At 53.2% G+C, this 26,656-nt stretch carries 17 protein-coding genes and 2 rRNA genes; 15 read left to right on the top strand and 4 right to left on the bottom strand.

Features of this window, described 5'->3' with window-relative positions:
* The first annotated feature begins 132 nt into the window (after positions 1 to 132).
* From CpATCC19410_RS10375 to dnaB, 8 genes are all read left to right on the top strand, one after another.
* On the top strand, positions 133 to 2,298 hold the full coding sequence (locus tag CpATCC19410_RS10375; RefSeq protein WP_013242892.1) for a transglycosylase domain-containing protein: 2,166 nt from the start codon (positions 133 to 135) through the stop codon (positions 2,296 to 2,298).
* A gap of 333 nt (positions 2,299 to 2,631) precedes the next feature.
* A complete protein-coding gene (locus CpATCC19410_RS10370; RefSeq protein WP_014401468.1) occupies positions 2,632 to 4,167 on the top strand; it encodes a glycosyltransferase family 87 protein in 1,536 nt (511 codons plus the stop codon).
* The gene (locus CpATCC19410_RS10365) at positions 4,167 to 4,349 is read left to right on the top strand and encodes a hypothetical protein (RefSeq protein WP_013242890.1); all 183 of its coding nucleotides are present in this window, start codon (positions 4,167 to 4,169) and stop codon (positions 4,347 to 4,349) included. The genes CpATCC19410_RS10370 and CpATCC19410_RS10365 overlap by 1 nt, the downstream gene beginning before the upstream one ends.
* 293 nt (positions 4,350 to 4,642) lie before the next feature.
* Positions 4,643 to 4,930 (top strand): 30S ribosomal protein S6, encoded by a 288-nt coding sequence (gene rpsF, locus CpATCC19410_RS10355; RefSeq protein WP_013242888.1) that lies wholly within the window; start codon positions 4,643 to 4,645, stop codon positions 4,928 to 4,930.
* A gap of 143 nt (positions 4,931 to 5,073) precedes the next feature.
* A complete protein-coding gene (locus CpATCC19410_RS10350) occupies positions 5,074 to 5,643 on the top strand; it encodes a single-stranded DNA-binding protein (protein WP_013242887.1) in 570 nt (189 codons plus the stop codon).
* 99 nt (positions 5,644 to 5,742) lie between these two features.
* On the top strand, positions 5,743 to 6,195 hold the full coding sequence (gene rplI, locus CpATCC19410_RS10345; protein ID WP_013242886.1) for a 50S ribosomal protein L9: 453 nt from the start codon (positions 5,743 to 5,745) through the stop codon (positions 6,193 to 6,195).
* A 652-nt stretch (positions 6,196 to 6,847) separates the two neighbouring features.
* Positions 6,848 to 8,812 carry a glycoside hydrolase family 15 protein gene (locus CpATCC19410_RS10335; RefSeq protein WP_013242885.1) on the top strand — a complete coding sequence of 655 codons (1,965 nt, stop codon included), beginning with the start codon at positions 6,848 to 6,850 and terminating at the stop codon, positions 8,810 to 8,812.
* Between the two features lie 80 nt (positions 8,813 to 8,892).
* Positions 8,893 to 10,371, top strand: coding sequence for a replicative DNA helicase (dnaB, locus tag CpATCC19410_RS10330; RefSeq protein WP_013242884.1), 1,479 nt, complete (start codon positions 8,893 to 8,895; stop codon positions 10,369 to 10,371).
* 9 nt (positions 10,372 to 10,380) lie between these two features.
* Here dnaB and CpATCC19410_RS10325 read toward each other — a convergent pair whose 3' ends face one another.
* From CpATCC19410_RS10325 to CpATCC19410_RS10315, 3 genes are all read right to left on the bottom strand, one after another.
* Complete coding sequence (locus tag CpATCC19410_RS10325) at positions 10,381 to 11,733, bottom strand: MFS transporter (RefSeq protein WP_013242883.1); 1,353 nt, start codon at positions 11,731 to 11,733, stop codon at positions 10,381 to 10,383.
* A 247-nt stretch (positions 11,734 to 11,980) separates the two neighbouring features.
* Positions 11,981 to 14,269, bottom strand: a complete 2,289-nt coding sequence (locus CpATCC19410_RS10320; protein WP_014401465.1) for a heavy metal translocating P-type ATPase — start codon at positions 14,267 to 14,269, stop codon at positions 11,981 to 11,983.
* 140 nt (positions 14,270 to 14,409) lie between these two features.
* A complete protein-coding gene (locus tag CpATCC19410_RS10315) occupies positions 14,410 to 14,613 on the bottom strand; it encodes a heavy-metal-associated domain-containing protein (protein WP_013242881.1) in 204 nt (67 codons plus the stop codon).
* 190 nt (positions 14,614 to 14,803) lie between these two features.
* Between CpATCC19410_RS10315 and trxA the strand changes: the two genes are divergently transcribed.
* Both trxA and CpATCC19410_RS10305 read left to right on the top strand, forming a co-directional pair.
* Positions 14,804 to 15,172 (top strand): thioredoxin, encoded by a 369-nt coding sequence (gene trxA, locus CpATCC19410_RS10310; RefSeq protein ID WP_013242880.1) that lies wholly within the window; start codon positions 14,804 to 14,806, stop codon positions 15,170 to 15,172.
* A gap of 585 nt (positions 15,173 to 15,757) precedes the next feature.
* The gene (locus CpATCC19410_RS10305; RefSeq protein WP_014301032.1) at positions 15,758 to 16,645 is read left to right on the top strand and encodes a PspA/IM30 family protein; all 888 of its coding nucleotides are present in this window, start codon (positions 15,758 to 15,760) and stop codon (positions 16,643 to 16,645) included.
* Positions 16,646 to 16,761: 116 nt separating this feature from the next.
* Here the strand turns inward: CpATCC19410_RS10305 and CpATCC19410_RS10300 are convergent, their stop codons facing one another.
* Entirely contained in the window at positions 16,762 to 18,144 is a 1,383-nt protein-coding gene (locus CpATCC19410_RS10300) for an NYN domain-containing protein (RefSeq protein WP_013242878.1), read from the bottom strand.
* Between the two features lie 251 nt (positions 18,145 to 18,395).
* Between CpATCC19410_RS10300 and CpATCC19410_RS10295 the strand changes: the two genes are divergently transcribed.
* The 5 genes from CpATCC19410_RS10295 (at position 18,396) to CpATCC19410_RS10270 (ending at position 26,654) form a co-directional block, all read left to right on the top strand.
* On the top strand, positions 18,396 to 18,770 hold the full coding sequence (locus CpATCC19410_RS10295) for a GntR family transcriptional regulator (RefSeq protein WP_013242877.1): 375 nt from the start codon (positions 18,396 to 18,398) through the stop codon (positions 18,768 to 18,770).
* Positions 18,767 to 19,645: an ATP-binding cassette domain-containing protein gene (locus tag CpATCC19410_RS10290; RefSeq protein ID WP_014522779.1), complete on the top strand. Its 879-nt coding sequence runs from the start codon at positions 18,767 to 18,769 to the stop codon at positions 19,643 to 19,645. The genes CpATCC19410_RS10295 and CpATCC19410_RS10290 overlap by 4 nt, the downstream gene beginning before the upstream one ends.
* Positions 19,638 to 20,684 carry a hypothetical protein gene (locus tag CpATCC19410_RS10285; RefSeq protein WP_013242875.1) on the top strand — a complete coding sequence of 349 codons (1,047 nt, stop codon included), beginning with the start codon at positions 19,638 to 19,640 and terminating at the stop codon, positions 20,682 to 20,684. The genes CpATCC19410_RS10290 and CpATCC19410_RS10285 overlap by 8 nt, the downstream gene beginning before the upstream one ends.
* Before the next feature lie 998 nt (positions 20,685 to 21,682).
* Positions 21,683 to 23,202, top strand: a 16S ribosomal RNA gene (locus CpATCC19410_RS10275).
* Positions 23,203 to 23,571: 369 nt separating this feature from the next.
* Positions 23,572 to 26,654, top strand: a 23S ribosomal RNA gene (locus CpATCC19410_RS10270).
* Together the 16S and 23S rRNA genes form the textbook arrangement of a ribosomal RNA operon.
* Positions 26,655 to 26,656 lie beyond the last annotated feature (2 nt).

The raw sequence follows: 26,656 nt of genomic DNA, 5'->3' as shown, positions 1-26,656 counted from the left end.
CTCACCGTGCGATGTCACTGGACGCCGCGTACGTGTGGGACCTAGTGATAGCGCAGAATGGGCAGTAAAGTTTGAATAACGTGACTAACAGTTTTACTGCACCAAGATAAATAACAAGGAAGCACAAGTCAGTTGGCAGATTCAGATAAGGACAAGGCATCGCGGAAGTCGAACAACGGCTCATCAGGTGCCAGCAAGGGTAACGCTAAAGCCAAGCGCCCCGCAGGCCGCTCTGGCCAGCCGCAAAAAAAGAAGCCTGGGCGCCCCGCGGGTAAAGCAACTGCTGGCGCACGCGCTCGTAGCTCGCGTCCCAAAAAATCCAAGCAGCAAGCCCGGCCCGCATGGGTAAAACCCACGGTTCTGACCGGCATTGCGGCGCTCATCGTCGCACCATTTGTGGCTTTCGCGGCGGCCTATATAGTCACCGATGTGCCGGAGCCAAGCGAGCTGGTAACCAAGCAGGTTTCTCAGATTTTTGCCTCTGACGGCGAAACCCAGCTGGCAAAGATCGTCCCGCCAGACGGCAACCGTACTCAGGTGCCCATCAACCAGGTACCGGAAGTAACGCGTCATGCTGTTCTGGCGGCAGAAGACCGTGAGTTCTATACCAACTCAGGATTCTCTTTTACTGGTTTTGGGCGCGCTATTATCGGCCAGCTCACTGGAAACCCATCGGCAGGCGGTGGGTCCACAATCACCCAGCAGTATGTGAAGAACATGGTGGTGGGCAATGATTATTCCTATCTGCGCAAAGTAAAAGAGCTCGTCTATTCCGTCAAAATGGCTAATGAATGGAGTAAAGACGAGGTCTTAGGTGCTTACCTCAATACCATTTACTTTGGACGTAACGCCTACGGCATCGACTCTGCAGCACGTGCCTACTTTGGGATCCCCGCTTCCGATCTCAACGTTGCACAATCTGCAGTACTTGCCGCAGCCATCCAGCGACCCAGTCAACTTGACCCCTGGACCAATCGCGAAGAATCTGAACTGCGTTGGAATTATGTCCTCGACGGCATGGTGAGCTCCGGTTGGCTTGATCCTCATGAGCGCGCCGGGCTGGTCTATCCAGAGACCATTGACCCAGCCCTCAACCAGGCATACACCGAGGCTGATGGCACAAACGGGCTGGTTAAGAATCAGGTGATGGCGGAACTGACAAGTCTTGGAATTACAGAAGATGAGGTCCAAACATTGGGCCTACGTATCACCACCACCATTGATCAGAAGGCTCAGCAGGCTACCGTCGAGGCAGTAAAAAAGAATCTGGCAGACGAGCAGGCAAAAACTCGTGTGGCGGCTGTGAGCGTTGAGCCTGGAACTGGTGCGGTGCGTGCATACTACGGTGGAGAAGACGCCGGTGGATATGATTATGCCAACGCTCCGCTGCAAACTGGCTCAACCTTTAAAATCTTTGGGCTCGCGGCAGCACTACAGCAAGGTATCCCCACGTCGGCCTATTACAGCTCCGAACCCTTCACTCTGCCTGGTGGCATCACCGTGAAAAACGTCGATAAGGGCTGCGGCAGCTGTACCATCAAGGAAGCTCTGAAAAAGTCCTATAACACCAGTTTTCTTCGTCTGCAGGGAGACCTGAAAAACGGCAGCCAGGATACCGCTGATATGGCCCATGCGCTGGGCGTAGCGCGCTCGCTGCCGGGGATTGAAAAAACACTGACTGAGAACGGAAACCAGCCCTACGAGGGCGTTATTCTGGGCCAGTATCAGTCGCGTCCCCTAGACATGGCTCACGCCATGGCTACCTTGGCTAATTACGGTGTTTGGCACAAAGAATACTTTGTGGAAAAAATTGAAACTGTGGACGGCAAAGTCCTGTACCAGCACGAGAAATCCGAAGGTGAACGCCGAGTTTCTGAAAAGGTAGCCACGAACGTCCTTGACGCCATGGCTCCAATTGCAGCGTGGTCCAATGGCAATAGTCTTGCAGGAGGCCGTCCCTCTGCAGCCAAGACAGGTACTACGCAGCTCGGCGATACCGGCTCCAACAAAGATGCATGGATGGTGGGGGCCACTCCGCAGTTGGCTACGGCAGTATGGGCTGGCACCTCTGACAATTCTCCGCTGCTTAATTCTTGGGGCGGCCTGATGTACGGCTCAAATCTTCCGGCAGAGCTGTGGAAGGACATTGAGGATAACTCTCTCCAAGGCAAGAGCGTGGAGAAATTCAAGTCTGCAGAATCCATCGGTTGGGCTAGCGCAAAGTACACCTATGCGCCGCCTCCTGTGGCTACTACGCGCCGCAACGAGCCTAAACCAGAAAGAAGTACCAACCCCTGATGGCCAAACGCCTGGCGCTCCAGCAGTGCCAGGGAATCCCGATGGGCAGGACCCCGCAGCCCCAGGTGGAGGCATCCTTCCGGATCTGCTTCTTCCGCTGCTAGGTGGGTAAGTTCTAAGTAGTGCGCGGAATAACTCTCCATCGCAATGGTTTGCACAATGAGTGCGGATCGCGGTGGAGAGTTGTTGTATGCGGAGAAGCCTCACATGCATGCAGGTCTGCGTCGACAATGCACTACCGTTGGGGGATAATCACGATTATTTATATAAATACGTATGGCGTAGGCCGCGTTTTCTGTAAGACATTCTTTCCGAAGGGAACCCATATCAGCGATGACTAAGGAGCGAAAAGACGCTAGGCGAGGAAGCCTGAAACTCGGCGACTCGCGCTATCGGGTTTCCCCTGGCAGCAATGAGCCCATAGCTCGTAGTTTTATAGAGTTTCTGGGCGGGCCCTTGGGGAGATTCTCGCAGGTAGGAACGCAACGGTGGTGGACGCCACTGCGCCTGCTTGTGACCATTGCCCTGAGCTTTCTCAGCCTTGGCTATATGGCAAAGGCCAACTGTCTCCACGGAAACGAGATCGCGGGCGTAGCGCAGCTGGATTGGTCTGGTAACAAGCAGTATGTTTCTGCCTGTTATTCCGATATTATTCCGCTCTACAGCGGGCGCGGATTGGACCGACCTGGTTTCCCTTACGCATATTCCTGGCAGGAAAATGGCCTTACTAGATACATGGAGTATCCCGTTTTGACGGGAATTTTCCAATGGATCATGGCAACGGTTGCGCGTCTGGGATATCCGGTCATTCAAGCTGTTTTTCCCGGTGTCCCTGAAGTTTCTTTCTATTTTACCGTTACTGCACTGGTCATGGCGTTGCTGTGGGCGGCAGTGGTGGCAATGCTCGCAGAATTGGCAGAAAATCGTGTGTGGGATGTGGTGTTGGTCGCTGCGTCGCCCCTTGTTATCGTCCATGCGTTTACCAACTGGGATATTCTTGCAATCGCTGCCGCCATCGGGGCACTCTTAGCTTTTCGACGCCACCACCTGGTTACAGCGGGCGTGTTGATCGGCGTGGGTACTTCCCTCAAACTGTGGCCAGTTTTTCTCCTGGGCGCACTATTTATCGTGGCGCTGCGGAGCAAAAAACTACGGACTTGGTTTGTCCTGTCTGCGGGGGCGGCGGCCGCTTGGTTGATCATTAATGTCCCCGTGATGCTGACATATCCCGATGCCTGGGGTGAGTTTTTGCGGCTTAACTCCCAGCGTGGGTGGGAATGGACCACCATTTATGCCGTGCTTTCTCGGGAATTTGGATGGTCTGGTCTGGACCCCGCGGGAGTAGCCCCGACAAATCTCAACATGGTGACCTTGCTGCTGTTCATCGCGGCGTGCGTGGGTATTGCTGTCTTGGGGCTGCGCGTGCGTAGACAGCCCAGGATCGCTGAGCTTGTTTTTCTTATAGTTGCGGCATTCCTATTGATTAATAAAGTGTGGAGCCCGCAGTATTCCTTGTGGTTGGTGCCATTCGCAGCCTTAGCTCTGCCTTATTGGCGGTTGATCTTTGCCTGGGGGCTTATCGACGCTGCCACCTGGCCCATTCTGATGTGGCACCTTCTGGGAGCCGAGAACAAGGGGGCTCCGGCATGGTTGCTCGATCTTTTTATTCTTGGTCGAGATGGTTTGATCATTATTATTGCGGTCTTGGTGATCCGTCAGATGCTCGGAAAGTCGGTGGATAAGGTGAGCCGAGATCACGCTGGACGCGATCCACTAGCGGGGCCGTTTGGCTGCCAGGATAGATGTGGATCAGGATCAAAGCATCCCCAATCTGGTAATAAAATTGAGGGAAAGGAGCTGAAGAGCTGATGCCTACTGCCATCATGATTGCCACCATGTCGAGCGTATTCCTCGGCTTCGCATTCTTTACCGGCGCTTTTACCAGTTACTCCTATGGCAAACCAGGGAGATTAACCTGGTCGCTTTTTGCTGTGGCAGTCTTACTCATCACTGTTATCCCCGTCGTCCTTGCGATCTCAGTTGCGGTGTAAAACAAACACGATCGTGGCGGGTTCTGCGTAACGGCTTCGGAGAGGCTAGGCTGTCAAGGTTGGTTTAAGCACTGAAAGTGTTTGCTAACTACAGGCTCGTTGTGCCTAGCAATTATTTTCTGTTCACGTTTCCCTTTAGCGATGGCCTCGGCCACAAAACTGCTGAAAAGAATCGACTTTTGGTAGTCGGTGGGGTATCTTTGAACGGTTGCTGACGCAACGACCCTCCTGCTACATCCAACCGGGGTGTGGCCGAACTTAAAAATACAAGACCATAGGAGGTGATGAGGTCCGTGCGTCACTACGAAGTCATGATCATTCTGGATCCTTCCCAGGATGAACGCACTGTTGCCCCGTCCCTGGACAAGTTCCTCGAGATCGTCCGCAAAGAAAACGGCACCGTGGAAAAGGTTGATATCTGGGGTAAGCGCCGTCTGGCCTACCCGATCGCCAAGAAGGAAGAGGGCATCTACGCTGTTCTCAACCTCAACTGCGAGTCTGCAACCGTTCTGGAGCTCGACCGCGTGTTGAACCTGAACGATGGCGTTCTTCGCACCAAGGTTCTGCGTGGCGATAAGTAATCCGGTTGGCAGCTGTTAGCTGCTGAGCAGATTATTCTTCGCGCAGAAAGTTTCATCTAGCGCAAGCGAATCCCGCTTTCCACAGAAGAACACCAAAACGTCACACATATTTCATGCGCTGACGTTGTAAAGAAAGGCTGACAATGGCTCAAGGAGACGTCAACATTACGGTCGTTGGCAACTTGGTTGCTGACCCGGAACTTCGCTTCACCCCAGCGGGTGCGGCGGTTGCTAATTTCCGTATCGCCTCGACTCCACGCCGGTATGACTCTCGGTCAAACCAGTGGGTAGATGGTGAGGCCTTGTTCCTACAATGCAACGTGTGGCGCCAGGCAGCAGAGAACGTCGCAGAGTCCTTGACTAAGGGCATGCGCGTGATTGTTACCGGGCGTTTGCGCCAGCGCTCTTATGAGACTCGTGAGGGCGAAAAGCGTACTGTTATGGAGCTTGAGGTCGATGAGGTCGGCCCATCCTTGCGGTATGCGTCGGCAAGCATTAACCGCAACCCTCGTGAGGGCGGTAACGGCGGAAATTATGGTGGCGGAAACTTCGGTGGGAATTCAGGCGGTGGCTTTGGTGGCAACGGCGGATCCCAAGGTGGGTTCGGCGGGGGCCAGCAGGGCAACCAAAACTCCGCACCGGCTAATGACCCGTGGAGCAGCGCTCCGCCAGCAGGTGGATTCGGCGGTGCTGACGCTGAGCCGCCATTCTAAGGCCAGCTCAACACCACATATCAACTTTAATCACACTTCACCGAGCCGCTTCGGTCTCTTGGGATCGGGACTCGGTTAGTACCACGAAAGGCAGGGATCATGAAGCTGATCCTCACCGCTGCCGTTGAAAACCTCGGTGTCCCTGGTGACATCGTTGAGGTTAAGGACGGCTACGGACGTAACCTTCTGCTTCCTCGCGGCCTGGCTATCGTAGCCACCCGCGGCGCAGAGAAGCAGATTGAGGGCATCAAGCGTGCCCAGGAAGCTCGCGCTATTCGCGATCTGGACCATGCACGTGAGGTCAAAGCACAGCTCGAGGCACTTGAGGGTGTCACCGTGGCAGTGAAGACCTCTGAGAAGGGTAAGCTCTTCGGCTCCGTTTCCGCCGAGGATATTGCCGCTGCCGTTAAAAAGGCTGGCGGTCCGAACCTGGACAAGCGTTCCATTGAATTGCCGAAGCGACTGGTTAAGTCCATCGGTACGTTCTCTGTGAACGTTAAGCTGCACTCCGACATCGCAGCAACGGTTAACTTCGAGGTCGTCGCCGCCTAATAAGCGTGCCTGACGACGGCTAGTTTTGGCTAGCCCAACGACAACAGCAACCTGCGGGCCCCGCTTCATCCACTATGGATGGGACGGGGCCCGTAGGCTTTTTTTAGATTTCACAGGTAGCAAATATGCTGCCAATGATGGCCTTTGCAGATATTTATTCGCCCTGAAAACTGTTGCTTATGCATTGCATAACGCGAGAAAATACCCCCGCTTGCTGGCGCTGTGTATAGCTGTGGAAAACATTCACAGTAAATTGCCAGCTCAGGCAAGTAATCACCCTATTATATGCTGTGGATAACTCGTGTCAAACATGCAGGTTAGGGGAGTTATACACCGGATTTATTTTTGTTATGTAAAACATTAACAGGGATAAAAACATGCCTTGAACTGCTATTTTTCTAAAATCTTTTAGTGTGAGGTGAAAGTTATACACAACCTGTCCACAGCGCTTGTGGATAACTGAGCAGTGATTCTTTCTTCTAGTCACAGAGGCTGTGAATAACCCTGTGGATAACTTGGTTATAATGCTGCACAATTCACCACTCGCGGGGGTAGCTGGAATAAAGCGGTAAGTGAAACCTGAGAGATATTTTCCATGGGGAGAATCAGGTAAGAAAGCGGGGAGGGACGCAGCATAGGTAAATAAGGAACTATGAACATTGCTAGGGAAGACCATAACCAACCAGAGGCACACGATATGTCACACAAAAAAGGGCTGGATTCTGAACTGGCTTTTGCGGAAAAACACCATGCGATAAGCCGCAATAGGTATCGATCCACGCCTCTTGAGGATTACGCACTGCTTTCTGACCTTCAGACCGGTCCGCTGGTCTCTCGTGACGGGAGCGTTGACTGGTTGTGCCTGCCTCGGTTTGATTCGCCTTCAGTTTTTGCGGCGTTATTGGGAACCCCTGATGACGGGCGTTGGAAGCTACTTATACGCAATGGCGTAGTGGTATCGCGGTCATATATTCCGGACACCTTTATTTTAGAGACCGTATGGGAGACCCCGACGGGGAAGGCTCGGGTGCTGGACTATCTTCCGCCGTCTACAGTGCAAGCAGATCTCATCCGGAGTGTGGAATGTCTGGAGGGGGAAGTGACAGTCTCCCATGATCTTCGCGTACGTTTTAGCTATGCTCGCGCTTTGCCGTGGTTTAGGCACATAAACCTCCCCGAGACGGGAGACCCTGCGTTGCTCTGTGTTGCGGGTCCTGATGGGCTGCTCCTCGCTGGCCCATTGCTCTATGACACAACTGAGCCCGATGAGGACCACGAGCATTTGGAACAGGGGACTGTAGCTCCTCGGCTGGTCGGTGATTTTGCTCTGAAAGCGGGGGAGAAACTGGATTGGTCTATGACCTGGTTCCCCTCCTGGCAGGAAACGCCGGTGCCGGTGAAAGCAGAGGAAGCTTTTGAAGTTACCAAGGAATTCTGGCAACACTGGATAGGAAATCTTGATGTAGGGGATACCCGCAGTGAGCTTGTGCGTCGCTCGCTTTTGGTCCTGCGCGCGCTCACGCACTCGGATACTGGTGGCATTGTGGCGGCCCCCACCGCGTCGCTTCCTGAGGACTTTGGTGGGGAGCGCAACTGGGACTACCGCTATACCTGGTTGCGCGATGCTGCACTGACTGTTGAGGTGATGGTTGCCCATGGTTTTGTAGAAGGCGCAACTAATTGGCGAGACTGGCTTTTAAGAGCAGTCGCAGGCGATGTGGAAAATCTGCAGATTATGTACGGCCTTGGAGGGAAACGCGAGCTAGAGGAGCTCGAGCTTGATCATTTAGCGGGCTATGAGAACTCGCGCCCGGTACGCATTGGCAATGGGGCAGCGGGGCAGTATCAGGCTGACGTGGTGGGGGAAGTCATGCTTGCGTTAGCCAAGCTGCGTGATGCCGGCTACCCCGAGGATGAGTTTTCCTGGGGACTGCAAAAGAAACTTTTGGATTATACGATCACCAATATTCATCAGAAGGATCACGGTATCTGGGAGATGCGCGGGGATCTACACTATTTCACTCATGGTCGGGTGATGATGTGGGCCGCGTTTAACGAGGGGATTCGGGCAGTAGAAGAATATGGATTAGACGGCGATGCTGAGGTTTGGCGCTATCACCGTGACAGCCTGCGGGATGAGTTGTTATTACGTGGGTATAACGAGGAGCTAGGGTCCTTTACTCAGTCCTATGAGAACACGCATGTGGATGCATCTTTGCTGCAGATCCCCCACACCGGGTTTTTAGCTGCTGATGATCCACGCATGTTGGGCACTGTTGCCCAAATTGAGAAACAGCTGGTTGATTCCAATGGGCTGGTGTACAGGTATCTCACCGATGACGGGATCGATGGCCTTGCGGGGCATGAATACCCATTCCTTATTTGCACGTTTTGGCTCATCGAGCAATACGCTATGTCTGGTCGGATACAAGAAGCTCAGGAGCGCTTGGATAGCGTTGTGGCATACGCCAACGACTTAGGATTGCTTAGTGAGGAATATGACCCTCAGGCGCAAAGATTGGCCGGAAACTTTCCGCAAGCCTTTTCCCATCTTGGGCTTATTCGGGCTGTTGACGCCATAGAACGGTATAAGAAGGGTAGCGCTGACCAAGACTGACATCGTGGGATAGTAGAGTTGGGTGAGCGTCGCGTCTAAGTGTGCGATGGAAACGAGCAGGGAATAGGTGGTATAGCTCCATGACCTCGGGAATCTCACCAAGTTTTGATGATGATGCCTACGTTCCTCCCAGTGATGAGGACGCGCCCAATGACGTAGAGGTATATGCGCCGCGTACGCCGAATCGAGAGGGGCGCTCCTATTCCCCTAGGCGTCAAGAGTCCTCCCCCACGAGTGAGTTCCGGCAGCCTCCGCATGATGTGGAGGCCGAACAAGGCGTGCTGGGGGCTATGCTTTTGAGCCCCCAAACAGTAATAGAAATCGTGGAGGTTTTAACTCCGGAAGATTTTTATCGCCCGGCGCACCAGCTGATTTATTCTGCGATGATCGACTTGTTCTCGGACAACAAGGAGATCGATCCGGTTATCGTTGCTGCTCGTCTTGACCGTAACAATGATTTGGAGCGGGTGGGTGGTGCGCCATATCTGCATACCCTGATCTCTTCTGTTCCTACTGCAGCTAATGCCCGCTATTACGCGGAAATCGTCGCGGAGAAGGCTCTCCTGCGTCAGCTTGTCGACGCCGGGACGCGCGTTGTACAGCTGGGATATGAAGGTACTGAGGGCGCCGAGATTGAATCCGTAATTGATCTGGCGCAACAAGAGGTTTTCAAGGTCAATAAGAAGGGTAGCGCTGAGGACTACGCGGTGCTGGGAGACATCATTGGCCCCACGATGGAAGAACTGGATGATATTTCCGCTCACGGTGGCCTGGCTATGGGTGTTCCCACTGGTTTTATCGACCTCGATAGCCTCACCAATGGTCTGCACGGCGGTCAGATGATCATCGTTGCGGCTCGACCCGGTGTGGGTAAATCCACTCTGGCATTGGATTTTGTTCGTTCCTGCGCGATCAAGCATGAAAAAGCCGCGGTGATTTTTTCCCTAGAAATGTCAAAGTCTGAGATTGCTATGCGTCTGATCTCGGCGGAAGCGGAAGTCCGACTCTCCGACATGCGCTCGGGCAAGCTAGATGACGCCGCCTGGTCTAAATTGGCCATTCGCGTGGGGCAGATCGAGCAGGCGCCCATATTTATCGACGACTCCGCCAACCTCACCATGATGGAGATACGTTCGAAAGCGCGAAAGCTAAAACAGAAGTACGACTTGCAGATGATCGTCGTGGATTATCTTCAGCTTATGAGCTCCGGACGTCGGGTGGAATCGCGCCAGCAAGAGGTTTCGGAATTTTCCCGTCAGTTAAAACTATTGGCTAAAGAGCTCGACGTGCCTTTGATCGCCATCTCCCAGCTCAACCGTGGCCCTGAGTCCCGAACTGACAAGCGGCCACAACTCGCAGATCTCCGTGAATCGGGCTCTCTGGAGCAGGACGCGGACATGGTTATGCTTCTCTATCGCCCAGACTCACAGGACAAGGACAACGAGCGCGCCGGGGAAGCTGACATTATCCTGGCTAAGCATCGTGGTGGGCCGATTGATACCGTACAGGTAGCCCACCAGCTGCATTACTCACGATTTGTAGATATGGCTCGCGGCTAGCCTTGCTTCCTAAGCGAGCGCCTTACCCTTTTGCTCTGGTAGCACAAGGGTGGCGGCAGCTGCGATAACAAAAGCAGCTCCGAAAAGGACAAAGAGCGCCATCGTGCCACCGACAGCTACAACAGGCGGCACTATAAGAGGCGCGATGATAGAAGCGATGCGGCCGAAGCCGGCAGCAGCGCCAGTGCCTGCGCCTCTCATACGAGACGGATACAACTCGGGGCCGATGGCGTAGAGAGCGCCCCAAGCCCCAAGGTTGAAGAAGGACAAGCAGCACCCCGCCATGATGATCATGGTCTCTGTGCTGGATACGCTGTAGAACCCTGCGGCGCAGGCGGAACCAATGAGAAAGAGCACAAGGGTGGAACGGCGACCCCATTTTTCGATCAACCATGCGGAGACGGCATAACCCGGTAGCTGAGCCAAGGTAATGATCAGTGTGAACTCAAAGGATTTGACCAGGGGGAAGCCACTAGAAACCAGAAGCGATGGGATCCAAATAAAGGCACCGTAGTAGGAGAGGTTGATGCAGAACCAAATAATCCACAATGCAGCGGTGCGTTTCCGATATCTGCCGGAAAAAATTCCCTGCTTTTCTCCCGCGTCGTCTTCTCTATCGGGGTGAGGAAGAGCCTTGAGCTTTGCTATCTCGCAGCCGTCTTCTTCGGCGCTTTGCTCAAAGGAACGTACAACCTGCTCGGCTTCAGCGTGGCGCCCCTTAGCTTCTAGGAAGCGGACTGATTCAGGTAGTCCCAAGCGGACATAGATAGCGTAGAGAGCGGGGACGCACCCTAGGGCTAAGGCCCAGCGCCAGCCATTGGCGGAACCACTAATTACAAAGGCGCCGATGCAAGCCGCGGCAATCCAGCCGAGTGCCCAAAAAGCCTCGAGAGCCACGACGAGCCGTCCCCGGATAACCCGTGGGGAGAACTCGGAAACCAGCGTGGATGCCACAGGCAACTCTGCGCCGAGACCTAATCCCACGATAAAACGGAAGGCGATGAGCACACCCAGGCTCATGGATAATGCCGAAGCACCGGTAGCAAGACCATAAACCAACAAAGTGATAGCAAAAATATGTCGGCGACCAAAGCGGTCTGCTAGCAAACCACCAAAAGTAGCGCCGATTGCCATCCCGATGAATCCTGCAGATGCCAACCATGATGTTTGCGTATGATTCAAACCCCAGTGGGCGACGAGAGCTGCCATGATAAACGAGATGAGACCGACGTCCATCGCATCAAGCGCCCAACCAACGCCGGATCCCCAGAGCAGCCGGCGGTGCTGAGGGGTGAAAGGAAGCCGATCGAGTCTGTCGTTTCTAGTCAGACTATCTGCAGAGACGGAAGCTGAGCTTGGCATAGGTGTGTTCTCCAGGCGCACGAGAAAAAGAGGGTATCCGCTTTTGTGAGAAAAGGATGATCGCTGCATCCAGTAGATATGCAGTGGTCACATTATTTCCCACAACACCACAGTGTGAGGTGCGATACAAGTTCTATAAGGAAAGCAAGCCGGAGATTTTTACCACTTTCCTTGCCTCTTATTGCCTCTTTCACATTGTATGATGTGGGGATTTGCGGTGGAGAACTGCTGTTTAACAGTGTAAAAGTCAGTGCACGCTTCCTCGGAAGGATCTCAAACGTAATGAGTTACTCACTACAAACACCGAGCTGAATGCCATCGCTGCTCCTGCGAAGAGTGGGTTGAGCAGACCGAATGCAGCAACTGGAACCAGTATCACGTTATAAGCGAAAGCCCAGAACAAGTTGCCTTTGATAGTGCCAAGCGTTGCGCGGGATAGCAGTATTGCGTCGACAATGGCGCGGGGATCGCTGTTCATAAGAGTGATGTCCGCGGCCTCAATAGCCACGTCTGTACCCGTGCCCATGGCAAGGCCCAGGTCGGCCTGGGCGAGGGCGGCGGCGTCATTGATACCGTCACCGACCATAGCCACCACTTTGCCTTGCTCTTGCAGTGTGCGAACCGTGGTCACTTTGCCCTCAGGAAGTACTCCAGCGATAACCTTCGAAATTCCGAGCTGACTTGCTACTGCGTTGGCCGCCCCCGGATTGTCTCCCGTTAAGAGCACGGGAGTAAGGCCTAGGCTTCTTAGCTTATCGACGGCCTCCGCTGCGCTTTCTTTGATCTCATCCTTGACCGTAATAACTCCACTGGGTTGTCCATCCACAGCAACGACCACGGCAGTTCCACCAGCAGATTCCGCGGCTACCACTAGATCGAGGACCTCTTTCGAGCTTTGCGGAGTTACGTTTTCAAGGCGGCCTACTCGCACTTCACGTTCCACACCTTCTCTATCCAGAACCAAACCTTGGACTCCCGAGCCGGGGGTGCTGCTGAAATTGGAGACAGTGGGGAGAGGTGTTGCAATAGATTGCTGGGAGGCTGAGGTGATCGCACGGGCGATGGGATGCTCTGAAGCATTTTCTACGGCTCCAGCGAACCGCAGGACTTCCTCGGAGGTCCACTGACCTACCGGAGAGACGTGCGTGACTGCCATCTTGCCTTGCGTCAGCGTTCCTGTCTTATCCAGGACAATTGTGTCTATTTTGCGTGTGGATTCTAAGATTTCGGGTCCTTTAATGAGCAACCCGAGCTGTGCGCCTCGGCCAGTGCCTACTAATAAGGCAGTGGGTGTGGCTAGCCCTAGTGCACACGGACAGGCGATGATCAGGACTGCTACCGCTGCGGCGAAAGAATCTGCCGTGGGGTTCCCTATCCATAGGTGGACTGCCAGAGTGATTAGGGCGATGATTACGATGCAGGGAACAAAAACTTGGGAAATACGATCTACAAGCTTTTGTACCGGAGCTTTGCGGGCCTGAGCATCGGAAACGAGCCGTCCCATTTGAGCCAGAGTGGTCTCCGTTCCCACACGTGTTGCGCGGACCAGTAGTCGACCCGAGGTGTTTAGGGTTGCTCCAGTCACTGTTGCCCCGGGGAGCGCCTCCACGGGGACAGGTTCACCGGTGAGCATCGACTCATCTACGGCGGAGTGGCCCTCCACAACCACGCCGTCTGTGGAGATTTTCTCGCCGGGACGTACCACAAAGATATCGTTGACGGCGAGCTCTCCGATGGGTACGCGTACCTCGTGCCCATCGCGTAGCACCGCGGCATCCTTTGCACCCATAGAAAGCAACTCATGCAGGGCAGCGCTGCTCTGGCCTTTTGCTCGTGTTTCAAACCAGCGCCCTAGCAATAGGAACACGATTACAACAGCTACGGATTCCAAATAAATCTCATCCATGCCGCCGTGTGCATGAGCCGAGAAACTCATGTGCATCCGCATTCCAGGTTCGCCAGCGTTGCCCACGAAGAGCGCCCATACCGACCATGCGTACGCTGCGCTTGTTCCGAGGGTAATAAGCGTGTCCATGGTGAAGGAAGCATGCTTGAGGTTTGCCAGCGTGGCTTTATGGAAGGGCGCCCCGCCCCAGAAGAAAACTGGTGAGGCAAGCGCAAAGGAGAGCCATTGCCAGTTATCAAACTGCAGTGCGGGAATCATAGACATTGCAAACACTGGAATAGCTAACACGGCAGAGTAGACGAGCCGGTTTTTAAGCTCTTCAGCGTGATGCCCGCGGGCCGCTTCGGTGGCGTCTATTGCGGTTTGAGGAGCATTTTCAACGCTATCCTGGTTTTCTGCGAGTATAAAAGCATCGTATCCGGCGCCGCGTATGACGTCGATAAGCTGTGTCGACGTCACTCCAGAGGGGTCGAAGCTCACCTGAGCCGTCTCCGTGGCAAAATTCACGCTGGCTTCCACGCCGTCTAGCTTGTTGAGCTTGCGTTGTACTCGTCCTGAACAGGATGTACATGTCATGCCGGTCACGCCAAGCTCGATGGTGACGGGTGAAATAGGGGTGGTGCTAGTCATTTCTGGATGCTTAACCTCGTTTCTATGCCCTGATGTTTTATTCAATGACTGGGGAGGCTTGCCTATTCCTATTCGCATAAACATTAAAACCCGGCGACGTAGCGGGTGGTGAGTGCTATGTCGCCGGGGATAACGCGGGATTACTGTTCTTTGATGGAAAATCCGGCTTCTTTGACTGCTGCGGCCACATCGGCGTCGGTAAAATCTTCACCGGTAACGGTAAGGCGGCCGGTCTCAAGGTCAACCTCAACACCCTGGGTTCCTGGGATCTCGTTGACCTCCTCGGTGACGGAAGCAACACAATGTGCGCAGGTCATGCCTTCAACAAAATAGTTCTTGGTCATTGAATATTCACCTTATCTTCTAATAAAGCGCATCTTTAGTGGCTTTGCTTGAGAGGACGAGCCACTCTTTCCAGGCTACCTAAGAAGTGTTGTCGCGCTTTGCTTCAACAAGACCCGACTGGAATATTGTTGAATTGATACTCGTTGGCTTTCATTAGAACACGACAAATAACCGTGAGGAGTTATTGCAATGGCAACGATTGATGTAACGGAAGACACATTTGAGCAGACAGTCACCACGGACGGGATTGTCATCGTCGATGCATGGGCATCGTGGTGTGGTCCTTGTCGAGCATTTGCGCCGACGTTTGAGAAGGCTTCCGAGAACCACACTGATGTTGTCTTTGCCAAGCTCGACACAGAGGCAAATCAGGGACTCTCGGCTGCTTTGCAGATCCAGTCTATTCCTACGCTCATGATTTTCCGCGAGGGTATCTTGGTGTACCGAGAAGCCGGTGCGCTTCCGGCGGCTGCCTTGGAAGATCTGATTGGGCAGGTGAAGGGGCTTGATATGGAAGACGTGAAGCGTCAGGTCGCTGAACAGAATAATAATAATTAGGAGAGCGCGCGATTTTGTAGCGTGGCAGCCTCCCGGTGTTTCTTTGAGAAAGTAAAAGGTCTGGTCCCCAGAATTCGGAGGGGCCAGACCTTTTGCTTTAGAGGTGGCTTTGGTGATCGTGGGGAGGCGAAGGTCACTGATCACGTGTTGGGTAAGGGGAAAGTTACGGCAATTTAAAACTTAATTTACCTATATTTATTATATAAATTCTTCTTTTTTAAAGGGTTGAAAATAATTTTTAATATCGAATGCCCTGTAGTTTTTCCGGTGCTGGAATTTTTAATGTAAAACTCAAGTTTGGGAAATGCTTTTCCGGAAAATGCCCGTTATCTTCACAAATATATTCAAAAAGATGTCTTTTAGTGGGGGTGAGCTGATGGTTTCTCTTGGAGAACGGCCGGCGGGAGTTTTAAGAATTACCTAGAATTGGGGAGTGTACCCGACCCTGCGGGACGAGGCAGGGTGGTCGTAACGTGTGGCTGGTTGACGTCGATAAGCAAAGGTCTAGACGATCTGGCTTTCGCTGAAAGCGCACACATTTTCACAAACGATTCTTTTACCCGAGGAACAGACTAGGAGCACTCCATGGCAAACCCATTCGCTAAAGGTTGGAAGTACTTGACTGCATCCTTGGACCAGAAGATCGATGAAAATGCCGATCCGATGGTGCAAATTAAGCAGGCCACTGATGCTGCTAAAGAACAGCATCAGAAGATTAGTGAGCAAGCTGCCGCTGTAATTGGCAATAAAAACCAGCTGGAAATGAAGCTCAATCGCCTGCTTGCAGACCAGAAGGATCTGCAGCAAAAAGCTCGCAATGCTATCCAGGTGAGCGATAATGAGGCCGATCCGGTAAAAAAGCAAGAATCGCTCAATGTTGCGGAGATCTATGCGACTCAGCTGGTGAGCGTTGAGCAGCAGATAGAGGAAACCAAAGCTCTACACACCCAGGCGGTGTCTGCTTCTGAGCAGGCGACTAGGCAGGTCAAGGAGTCTGAGGCACGCCTCCACGAGCAGCTTGGACAGATCGATCAATTGTCTAGCCAGGTGAAGCAAACCAAGATGCAAGAGGCCTCGACCAAGGCGATGGACCAGATCACGGCGCTCGATCCGGATCGCGATGTGCCATCCTTGGATCAGGTTCGTGAAAAGATCGAGCGACGTTACGCTGACGCTCTTGGCGCTCAAGAACTTATGCACAACACCATGGGAGACCGGATCCAGGAAATTGATGCGGCAGGGGCAGATATGCGTGCTTCTGCCAAGTTAGAGGAGATCCGGGCTCAAATGCGTGGACAGCTAAACGGTGCGGAACAACCGGCGAAAGAGCTGAACTCTGGAGAACCGGACGCGGAAACACCAGTGGTGGACGAGGTTCCTAAGGATGAAGCCTCTAAGGCTTCCAAAGAAGCCGCTTCGACTAGTGAAAAAGGCGAAAAAGAAAGCGACAAAGGGGAAAAATCCGCTGAGTAATTCTCATCGAGCCTATCGGGCGTAACTCTCCTTAATGCAACCAAGGGGCCCATACTCCAGCAGAATTCCACTGCGAGAGAGTATGGGCCCCTTTCGCTTCTATGAGCTAGCCCCTGTTAACTTTCTTTCTGATTGTTGATCAGAAGCCCTCGGATGCCGGAGTGGAATCCGTCGCGTAGTCCCACGCGTTGGGCCTCGGTGAGCGTGTACTCATGGAGGGTTTCGCACGCGAACTGTAGAAGCGGCCGGTCGATCTCTGGGGGGAGTCCGCCCCCTGACAAAAGATGTGCGGAATCGCGCTGCTCGGGAGTCGCGGCATTGTCGTACCACCATAGGGCATATTGACGTCCCACGTCGTAGGGGGTCTGGTAGCCGGCCGAGGACCATACCTCGTTGGGAAGGGGGACGTATCGGGAACGAAGCTTCCGTCGTGGCGCCATCATGGATGGACTGGGGGTTGGTCGAGGTGAAGAGGGTTTTTCCTCGGACTCGGCAGATGTGCGCTCGAGTGTTACCTCTACGGATTCCTCCACGGTAGAGGTTATCTTGATAGAGGCACTGTCTCCGCCTAGATGCGCGCCGGGCTTTGGTGGGGCTGGTGGCGTGGCGTTGATGACCTCTGGTTTGTCGTTAGCTTTGTGGCTAACGCTGCCCTTGTCACGGTCGTTGTCCGGCATGTAGTCGGCATGATCTATAGGCTTGCTGCGTTTCTCTGGAGTCTCCGCAAGGCAGTCCTCAACGGACAGAACTGGCTCGCCGGGGCGATGCGGAAGTGCGGAGCCTGTGGGGAATGGCGGTGGCGTTGCGGTCTCCGTGAGATCGTTGGTCTCGGGAGTTCTCTCTGGAAGAACTGGGGCTGCATTATCGTCGTGAGCTGCCACGGTATCCGCGTGCTCGTTGCCTTCATCTGGCAATTCATCGTTCTGGGTGCGGACAACAGGCGGTAAGGGGCCCTCAAGGATCTCCAACTGCATGCAGTCGGTGAAGTCTTCGCGGGGATCGAGGATGGTCGTGGAGTCACAGCAATGACGCAGTGCTGAGGACATGGAATCCCATCCAAACCCGTAGAGGTGAACGCGAACGCCGGCATTCACGGCTTCTTGTACCCCTGGAATCATGTCAGCGTCGCCAGAGACGAGAACGATGTCGGTGAACTCCCGACGCGCTCCCGCAAGCACCATGTCTGCTACTAGGCGGGTATCCACGCCTTTTTGTGTACGACGCTCCCCCCACTCAATGAGCTGGCCGGCACGTAGCTGGACTCCATCGCAGGTGCGTAATGCCCGCTGATAGCGGTGGGGGCCGGAATCCGGGATGCCGTCATACCACAGCTGACGATGTACGGGTTGTCCTAATTGGCTTTGGATCATACTTCCCAGGGTTGCCACAACCTCGGGAAGATCGATTTCTAATTGGGCTCTAGCGCCGATTTCCCACGAGTTATAAAAGCTCGCGAGTAGATAAGAGGTATCGACGAAGACCTGTGTACGTTCAAGCATGGCTCCTGTTTTATCCGTTTCATTGTTCTAAAAATTTAAAAGTCTTGTGCTTCTAGTGTGCATCATGTCCACCTAATTAGTCGATACAACTTTGCAAAAGTCGAGGTCGTCGCGGTATGGTGTGGGATTTTTTCGGCAGATGTCGCTTTACGCTGTCGTTGCTTTTAGGTGTGTATGGGTGGCGGCTGCCGACGGCTAGTTGTATGGTTAGTTACATGAGTAATGAACCAACTTGCATGAGGGGGAACTGAATGGATGAGACAACGGCACCTTTGTTCAAGCAGATAGCCGTGCTCATTCAAGATTCGATTGTGGATGGCTCTCTTGCTGCGGGGGAGCGTGCGCCATCCACCAACGAACTTGCCGCGTTTCATTCCATTAATCCTGCGACTGCTCGCAAGGGGCTCACGATTCTGGTGGAAGAAGGCGTTCTGGAGAAACGGCGCGGCCTGGGGATGTTTGTGACGGAAGGGGCTGCCGACCTTATTCGGAGGCGGAGGCGGGAGGAATTTGCCGCGATCTTTCTTGCCCCGCTGGTGGATGAAGCCGTCAAGCTGGATATCCCCAGAGCTGAACTGCACAACTTGATCGACCGAGTGGCTGAAAGCCGAGGACTCTACGCATGACTTATCAAGACACTGTTATTAAATGTGTTCAATTGAAGAAGAGCTATGGCAAACATGCCGTATTTGCCGGGCTTAACTTTGAGCTGCAGGGCGAGCGCATCCATGGTCTAGTGGGGGCTAACGCTGCTGGTAAAACCACACTTTTAAGAATCATTGCGGGGCAAATTCCGCACGAGGGCCTCATGGAGATCTTTGGTGAGCCCTCCTTTGATAATCAAAAAGTCATGGACAGAACCGTCCTGGTGGGTATCGACGCACCGCTTCCGCAGTCTTGGAGCCCCCGGAAACTGTTCGCTTTTGCCGCATGCCGTTATCCGCGATGGGATCAGAAGCGCTGTGAAGAACTTATCGAGATCTTTGAAATCCCCCTCACTAAGCGCTATTCCTCGCTCTCTCGAGGGCAAAAATCTGCCGTGGGTATTGTCATGGCTTTTGCGGCACGCTGCGAATTAACGCTTCTCGACGAGCCCTACCTGGGGCTTGACGTATACAAGCGCAAAGCCTTCTACCAAGAGCTGCGTCACGAGCAGGAACAACATCCATGCACCTTCATTTTGTCCACGCATCACCTCAATGAAGCTGCCGGGCTTTTCGACGAGCTTCTCATTCTGCGTAACGGTGCGATCGCAGATAGTGGAGCAGCAGAGGACATCGCAGAATCCGTGGTGGAGCTCATGGGTACAACCACGGCCATTGACCTGGCTCTTAGTGAGCTCAACGTGGAAGTGATTATGCAAAAAACCGTATCTGGGGTGACAAAAGCCTTGGTGAGGGCAACACGCAACGAGGTTGCGCGGATAGGCGAACTGCATGGCATACGTGTGCAACGAGTGACGCTAGAACAAGCTGTTTTCACGGAGGCTCATGATGTTTAAGACTCGGTTGAGGTATCTCTGGCTTGGTGAGAAAAAGCTTGACCTTCTGCTAGCTGGGCTCTTCTATATCGGTGCGATAACTGGGGCTCTCGCAGATCTTTGGAAGATCGTGCTCCTTCTCCTTTTTCAAGTCGTCGGGATTATCTGGCAGCTAACCCTGTGTCCCGTTATCACCACCTACCAAGTGTTTAACTTGGGTGGGGCTGCATGGCGACGCGACCTGCGGATAACTGCAGCTCCGGTGGCCGCCTTAAACCTCGCATTCAGTGCTGTCATCTTGAGCAGGGAATCCCACCCGCTCGCTTGGATTCTTGCGCTGGTGACCGTGGTGCTAGCTGCTGTAATTTTGTTGTCGCCTACATCTACCTTGCGTCATTACGCAGAATGGCTATCTCAAGGGCCCGAGGACGATAGTGAGAAGGTGCAAAGGTCGAGCCGGATTTCCTCAGTATGGATGCCTTTTATCCGATGGGCGTTTGGCATTTTTGCTCTTACCTGGGCAATTCTTTTTATCTCGCTTGGCGGGCTATGGATCAGCTTTAGTTTCTTTTCTCTTGAAAGTACAGCGGGATTCGTAGGGCTTGTTGGTTCCGGAGTTGCCATGGTGGCTTTGGACTCATGGCAGATACGAACCGGGTTCCGGGAATGGCTGGCTTTAGGACTGCCTCGATTCGCATGGATGCGACTTCTGGTGTGTGCGGCTCTGGTACAGATCCTTCCTGCTGCTGTCTTTGTGTGGCTATTGCAGAGAGTGGCTCCCGGGATGGTCTTGCATCCAGTTGCACTAATTGTGGTGATCGGGTTACTAGCTCCAGTAGTCGCCGTCATGGCTTCCCCTCTTAACGAGTGGAAGAGCACGTTGCTTCTGCTGTGCGTGGGCATTGGTATCGGAGCGGCGATCTACTTTCTTAACTCGACGACGATCATCGGCATAAGCCTTCTGATGGTGGGTGTCCTTCTGATCCTGGCTTGGATACTTATCCGACGGGCAGAGCCACAACAGGGTGCGGTGGAACGCTTTCTTGGATTAAGTAGTTAACTCTTTGTCTAAAAAAAGTGTTCTGACCTGGGGATTTGTGTGTTGTGTTGAGGGTGTGTAACTTTATGTGAGTCGCCGCGACCGACAGCGCCCCTCACAGAGGCAAACACCACACAGTGGTTGTTGATTAGTGAGTGTAAGGCGAGAGGAAAACGAGCAGGCGATAAACAAAAATTATTCTTACATTCAGTACATGCTGGCTTTGTGGTTGGTGTGTGTGGGTGTGGGTGTGTTGTTTGAGAACTCAATAGTGTGCCAATGTACTTATAATATTTTTTATGGTTGACATGGCGGCCTGGGGATTTGTGTGTTGTGTTGAGGGTGTGTAACTTTATGTGAGTCGCCGCGACCGACAGCGCCCCTCACAGAGGCAAACACCACACAGTGGTTGTTGATTAGTGAGTGTAAGGCGAGAGGAAAACGAGCAGGCGATAAACAAAAATTATTCTTACATTCAGTACATGCTGGCTTTGTGGTTGGTGTGTGTGGGTGTGGGTGTGTTGTTTGAGAACTCAATAGTGTGCCAATGTACTTATAATATTTTTTATGGTTGACATGGCGGTAGCTACGTTGTGTAGTGGCAGCAATATGTTTTGTTACATGGTTGTGTGATGATCACGATGGTGCAGTATCGACCGGCAAGTGTGGCTTGCTTGTAAAAGATTGTGCTGTTTGTGGAAAAAATGTTGTTGACATGAGGCGTTGTTATGGTGCTGATGCGTGCATGATGTTGTGTTGTGTGGGTGTTGGTGGCTGTGGAAACGTGTGATGCTTGTGCTGTGATGCTCTGGGTGTTGTGCTTGGGGTGTTGTGGTGTGGGTGTTGGGTGATTGTTGTGTTGTCTCGTCAAGGCATCGATGGTCACTGTTTTGTTGTACTTTTTTCATTGTTTTTTGTTGAATGATCAATGAAATGTTTTTTTTTGTTGGTTGTTTGTTTTTTGCCAGTTTTGGTTGGGCTTTTCACGAAGCCTGGTTGGTCTTTTATTGGACTGATTTTTTGTGGAGAGTTTGATCCTGGCTCAGGACGAACGCTGGCGGCGTGCTTAACACATGCAAGTCGAACGGAAAGGCCCCTTCGGGGGTGCTCGAGTGGCGAACGGGTGAGTAACACGTGGGTGATCTGCCTCGTACTCTGGGATAAGCCTGGGAAACTGGGTCTAATACTGGATAGGACCGCACTTTAGTGTGTGTGGTGGAAAGTTTTTTCGGTACGAGATGAGCCCGCGGCCTATCAGCTTGTTGGTGGGGTAATGGCCTACCAAGGCGTCGACGGGTAGCCGGCCTGAGAGGGTGGACGGCCACATTGGGACTGAGATACGGCCCAGACTCCTACGGGAGGCAGCAGTGGGGAATATTGCACAATGGGCGCAAGCCTGATGCAGCGACGCCGCGTGAGGGATGACGGCCTTCGGGTTGTAAACCTCTTTCGACAGGGACGAAGCTTTTTGTGACGGTACCTGTATAAGAAGCACCGGCTAACTACGTGCCAGCAGCCGCGGTAATACGTAGGGTGCGAGCGTTGTCCGGAATTACTGGGCGTAAAGAGCTCGTAGGTGGTTTGTCGCGTCGTCTGTGAAATTCCGGGGCTTAACTCCGGGCGTGCAGGCGATACGGGCATAACTTGAGTGCTGTAGGGGAGACTGGAATTCCTGGTGTAGCGGTGGAATGCGCAGATATCAGGAGGAACACCGATGGCGAAGGCAGGTCTCTGGGCAGTAACTGACGCTGAGGAGCGAAAGCATGGGGAGCGAACAGGATTAGATACCCTGGTAGTCCATGCCGTAAACGGTGGGCGCTAGGTGTGAGGGTCTTCCACGACTTTCGTGCCGTAGCTAACGCATTAAGCGCCCCGCCTGGGGAGTACGGCCGCAAGGCTAAAACTCAAAGGAATTGACGGGGGCCCGCACAAGCGGCGGAGCATGTGGATTAATTCGATGCAACGCGAAGAACCTTACCTGGGCTTGACATATACAAGATCGGCGTAGAGATACGTTTTCCCTTGTGGTTTGTATACAGGTGGTGCATGGTTGTCGTCAGCTCGTGTCGTGAGATGTTGGGTTAAGTCCCGCAACGAGCGCAACCCTTGTCTTATGTTGCCAGCACGTGATGGTGGGGACTCATGAGAGACTGCCGGGGTTAACTCGGAGGAAGGTGGGGATGACGTCAAATCATCATGCCCCTTATGTCCAGGGCTTCACACATGCTACAATGGTCGGTACAACGCGTTGCGAGCCTGTGAGGGTGAGCGAATCGCTGAAAGCCGGCCTCAGTTCGGATTGGGGTCTGCAACTCGACCCCATGAAGTCGGAGTCGCTAGTAATCGCAGATCAGCAACGCTGCGGTGAATACGTTCCCGGGCCTTGTACACACCGCCCGTCACGTCATGAAAGTTGGTAACACCCGAAGCCCATGGCCCAACCAGTTTCTGGGGGGAGTGGTCGAAGGTGGGATCGGCGATTGGGACGAAGTCGTAACAAGGTAGCCGTACCGGAAGGTGCGGCTGGATCACCTCCTTTCTAAGGAGTTTTTGTTTTTCAATGGGCACTGGTTGGTGTTTGTTGTTTATTTTTTTAATCCGGGTGGATCGGTGTTGTGTGTGATTGTGTGCTGCTAACAGTTGGTGGCTGTGCATGGTTGTGTGATGGTGTGTTGTTGTGTGTTGTGTTGATTGTGGGAAGTGTTGTTTGTTGTGTTGGCATGCTGTTGGGTGTCTGGGATGATGCACTGTGGTGTTGATTCTTGTGGCTGCTTGTTGTGCTGGTGGTGATCCTGTGTGGGTTGTTGTTGGTGTGGTGGGTGGTTGTGTTGTGTGAGAACTGTATAGTGGACGCGAGTAATAATCTTTATTCTTTTTAGTTCTTGGTATTTTTTGTTTGCATATTTGTGTGTTGTTTTTTAAGGGCACACGGTGGATGCCTTGGCATTATGAGCCGATGAAGGACGTGTAAGGCCGCGATAGGCCTCGGGGAGTTGCCAATAGAGCGTTGATCCGAGGGTGTCCGAATGGGGAAACCTGGCTGCAGTTATGTGTGGTTACCCTTCAGTGAATTCATAGCTGTTGTGGGGGTTTACGCGGGGAAGTGAAACATCTCAGTACCCGTAGGAGAAGAAAACAATTGTGATTCCGTTAGTAGTGGCGAACGAACGTGGATGAGGCTAAACCATGTGCGTGTGATACCTGGCAGGGGTTGCGTGTGTGGTGTTGTGGGGTGTGTGCGTGAAAAGGCTGCCATCTTTTTGCTGGTTTGTGCATGTGTTAGCGGAAGTGGTGTGGGAACGCCTGCCGTAGAAGGTGAGAGTCCTGTACGTGAAAGCATGTGTGCGCTGGTTGTGCATGTCCCCGAGTAGCAGCGGGCTCGTGGAATCTGCTGTGAATCTGCCGGGACCACCCGGTAAGCCTAAATACTTGTGATGACCGATAGCGGATGAGTACCGTGAGGGAATGGTGAAAAGTACCCCGGGAGGGGAGTGAAATAGTACCTGAAACCGTGTGCTTACAATCCGTCAGAGCCTTTTTTGTGGGGTGATGGCGTGCCTTTTGAAGAATGAGCCTGCGAGTCAGCGGCATGTCGCGAGGTTAACCTTTTGGTGGGTAGCCGTAGCGAAAGCGAATCCTAACGAGGGTGTTGTTAGTGGCATGTCCTGGACCCGAAGCGGGGTGATCTACCCATGGCCAGTGTGAAGCAGAGGTAAGACTTTGTGGAGGCGCGAACCCACTTAGGTTGAAAACTGAGGGGATGAGCTGTGGGTAGGGGTGAAAGGCCAATCAAACTCCGTGATAGCTGGTTCTCCCCGAAATGCATTTAGGTGCAGCGTTGCGTGTTTCTTGCTGGAGGTAGAGCTACTGGTTGGTTGAGCGGGACTACAATCTTAGCAATGTCAGCCAAACTCCGAATGCCGGTAATGTTATAGCGTGGCAGTGAGACTGCGGGGGATAAGCTCCGTTGGTCGAGAGGGAAACAGCCCAGATCGCCGGTTAAGGCCCCTAAGGGTGTACTAAGTGGAAAAGGATGTGGGATCGCGAAGACAGCCAGGAGGTTGGCTTAGAAGCAGCCATCCTTGAAAGAGTGCGTAATAGCTCACTGGTCGAGTGGTTCTGCGCCGACAATGTAGTGGGGCTCAAGTACACCGCCGAAGCCGCGGCAGTCAACTTTTTGTTGGTTGGGTAGGGGAGCGTCGTGCATGTGGTGAAGCATTTGGGTGACCGGGTGTGGAGTGTGTGCGAGTGAGAATGCAGGCATGAGTAACGAATGAAAAGTGGAAAACTTTTCCGCCGGATGACTAAGGGTTCCTGGGTTAAGCTAATCTTCCCAGGGTGAGTCGGGACCTAAGGCGAGGCCGACAGGCGTAGTCGATGGATAACCAGTTGATATTCTGGTACCCGTGGTGATGCGACAAGTGGTGAATCAGTGGTACTAACCGCCCATTAATTGCATGTGTTCATACTTTGTGTGGGTGTGTGTGGTTGTGCGTGGGACCTTCGTTGGTAGTAGCCAAGTGATGGGGTGACGCAGTGAGGTAGCCGAGCCACTTATTGGATTGTGGTGTAAGCGTGTGGCCCGTGGCATAGGTAAATCCGTGCTGCTTGTAAGGGTGAGGCGTGATGCGTACCCTTTTTTGGGGATGTTGGTGATCCTGTACTGTCGAGAAAAGCCTCTAGCGAGTGTCATTATGGCCCGTACCCTAAACCGACACAGGTGGTCAGGTAGAGAATACTAAGGCGATCGGGTGAACTGTGGTTAAGGAACTCGGCAAAATGCCCCCGTAACTTCGGGAGAAGGGGGACCATTGTTGGTGACAGACTGATGGAGCTGATGGTGGTCGCAGAGAATAGAGGGAAGCGACTGTTTATTAAAAACACAGGTCCGTGCGAAAACGTGGAAGTTGATGTATACGGACTGACGCCTGCCCGGTGCTGGAAGGTTAAGAGGACCTGTTAGATCTCTTTTGGGGGTCGAAGCGGAGAATTTAAGCCCCAGTAAACGGCGGTGGTAACTATAACCATCCTAAGGTAGCGAAATTCCTTGTCGGGTAAGTTCCGACCTGCACGAATGGCGTAACGACTTCCCTGCTGTCTCAACCACAGGCCCGGTGAAATTGCAGTACGAGTAAAGATGCTCGTTACGCGCGGCAGGACGAAAAGACCCCGGGACCTTCACTATAGCTTGGTATTGGTGTTTGGTTCGGTTTGTGTAGGATAGGTGGGAGACTGTGATACTGCGCCGCTAGGTGTGGTGGAGTCGCAAGTTGAAATACCACTCTGATCGGATTGAGCACCTTAACCTTGGCCCATGATCTGGGTTGGGGACAGTGCCTGGTGGGTAGTTTAACTGGGGCGGTTGCCTCCTAAAATGTAACGGAGGCGCCCAAAGGTTCCCTCAGCCTGGTTGGCAATCAGGTGGTGAGTGTAAGTGCACAAGGGAGCTTGACTGTGAGACTGACAGGTCGAGCAGGGACGAAAGTCGGGACTAGTGATCCGGCACCTACTTGTGGAAGTGGTGTCGCTCAACGGATAAAAGGTACCCCGGGGATAACAGGCTGATCTTCCCCAAGAGTCCATATCGACGGGATGGTTTGGCACCTCGATGTCGGCTCGTCGCATCCTGGGGCTGGAGTAGGTCCCAAGGGTTGGGCTGTTCGCCCATTAAAGCGGCACGCGAGCTGGGTTTAGAACGTCGTGAGACAGTTCGGTCTCTATCCGCCGTGCGCGTTGAAACTTGAAGAAGGCTGTCCCTAGTACGAGAGGACCGGGACGGACGTACCTCTAGTGTGCCAGTTGTCACGCCAGTGGCAGGGCTGGTTGGCTACGTACGGAAGGGATAACCGCTGAAAGCATCTAAGCGGGAAGCCTGTTTTAAGATGAGGTTTCTTTTGAGGTTCCCTCGAGACGAGGGGGTTGATAGGCCAGATCTGGAAGAGTGGTAACACTTGGAGGTGACTGGTACTAATTTACCGATAAACAACCATTTG

Origin of the sequence: Corynebacterium pseudotuberculosis, assembly GCF_002155265.1 — a bacterium.
GTDB lineage: Bacteria > Actinomycetota > Actinomycetes > Mycobacteriales > Mycobacteriaceae > Corynebacterium > Corynebacterium pseudotuberculosis.
The sequence above is the reverse complement of the archived record's forward strand: the minus strand, read 5'-3'. Positions and strand labels throughout refer to the sequence as shown.

What these genes read in the sequence shown, in the direction of transcription:
- CpATCC19410_RS10325 (WP_013242883.1), bottom strand. Translation starts at nt 11,733, where the DNA reads ATGCCAAGCTCAGCTTCCGTCTCTGCAGATAGTCTGACTAGAAACGAC.
- CpATCC19410_RS10315 (WP_013242881.1), bottom strand. Translation starts at nt 14,613, where the DNA reads ATGACCAAGAACTATTTTGTTGAAGGCATGACCTGCGCACATTGTGTT.
- CpATCC19410_RS10295 (WP_013242877.1), top strand. Translation starts at nt 18,396, where the DNA reads ATGGATGAGACAACGGCACCTTTGTTCAAGCAGATAGCCGTGCTCATT.
- CpATCC19410_RS10335 (WP_013242885.1), top strand. Translation starts at nt 6,848, where the DNA reads ATGAACATTGCTAGGGAAGACCATAACCAACCAGAGGCACACGATATG.
- CpATCC19410_RS10285 (WP_013242875.1), top strand. Translation starts at nt 19,638, where the DNA reads ATGTTTAAGACTCGGTTGAGGTATCTCTGGCTTGGTGAGAAAAAGCTT.
- CpATCC19410_RS10370 (WP_014401468.1), top strand. Translation starts at nt 2,632, where the DNA reads ATGACTAAGGAGCGAAAAGACGCTAGGCGAGGAAGCCTGAAACTCGGC.
- CpATCC19410_RS10290 (WP_014522779.1), top strand. Translation starts at nt 18,767, where the DNA reads ATGACTTATCAAGACACTGTTATTAAATGTGTTCAATTGAAGAAGAGC.
- CpATCC19410_RS10350 (WP_013242887.1), top strand. Translation starts at nt 5,074, where the DNA reads ATGGCTCAAGGAGACGTCAACATTACGGTCGTTGGCAACTTGGTTGCT.
- CpATCC19410_RS10320 (WP_014401465.1), bottom strand. Translation starts at nt 14,269, where the DNA reads ATGACTAGCACCACCCCTATTTCACCCGTCACCATCGAGCTTGGCGTG.
- CpATCC19410_RS10365 (WP_013242890.1), top strand. Translation starts at nt 4,167, where the DNA reads ATGCCTACTGCCATCATGATTGCCACCATGTCGAGCGTATTCCTCGGC.
- trxA (WP_013242880.1), top strand. Translation starts at nt 14,804, where the DNA reads ATGGCAACGATTGATGTAACGGAAGACACATTTGAGCAGACAGTCACC.
- CpATCC19410_RS10300 (WP_013242878.1), bottom strand. Translation starts at nt 18,144, where the DNA reads ATGCTTGAACGTACACAGGTCTTCGTCGATACCTCTTATCTACTCGCG.
- rplI (WP_013242886.1), top strand. Translation starts at nt 5,743, where the DNA reads ATGAAGCTGATCCTCACCGCTGCCGTTGAAAACCTCGGTGTCCCTGGT.
- dnaB (WP_013242884.1), top strand. Translation starts at nt 8,893, where the DNA reads ATGACCTCGGGAATCTCACCAAGTTTTGATGATGATGCCTACGTTCCT.
- CpATCC19410_RS10305 (WP_014301032.1), top strand. Translation starts at nt 15,758, where the DNA reads ATGGCAAACCCATTCGCTAAAGGTTGGAAGTACTTGACTGCATCCTTG.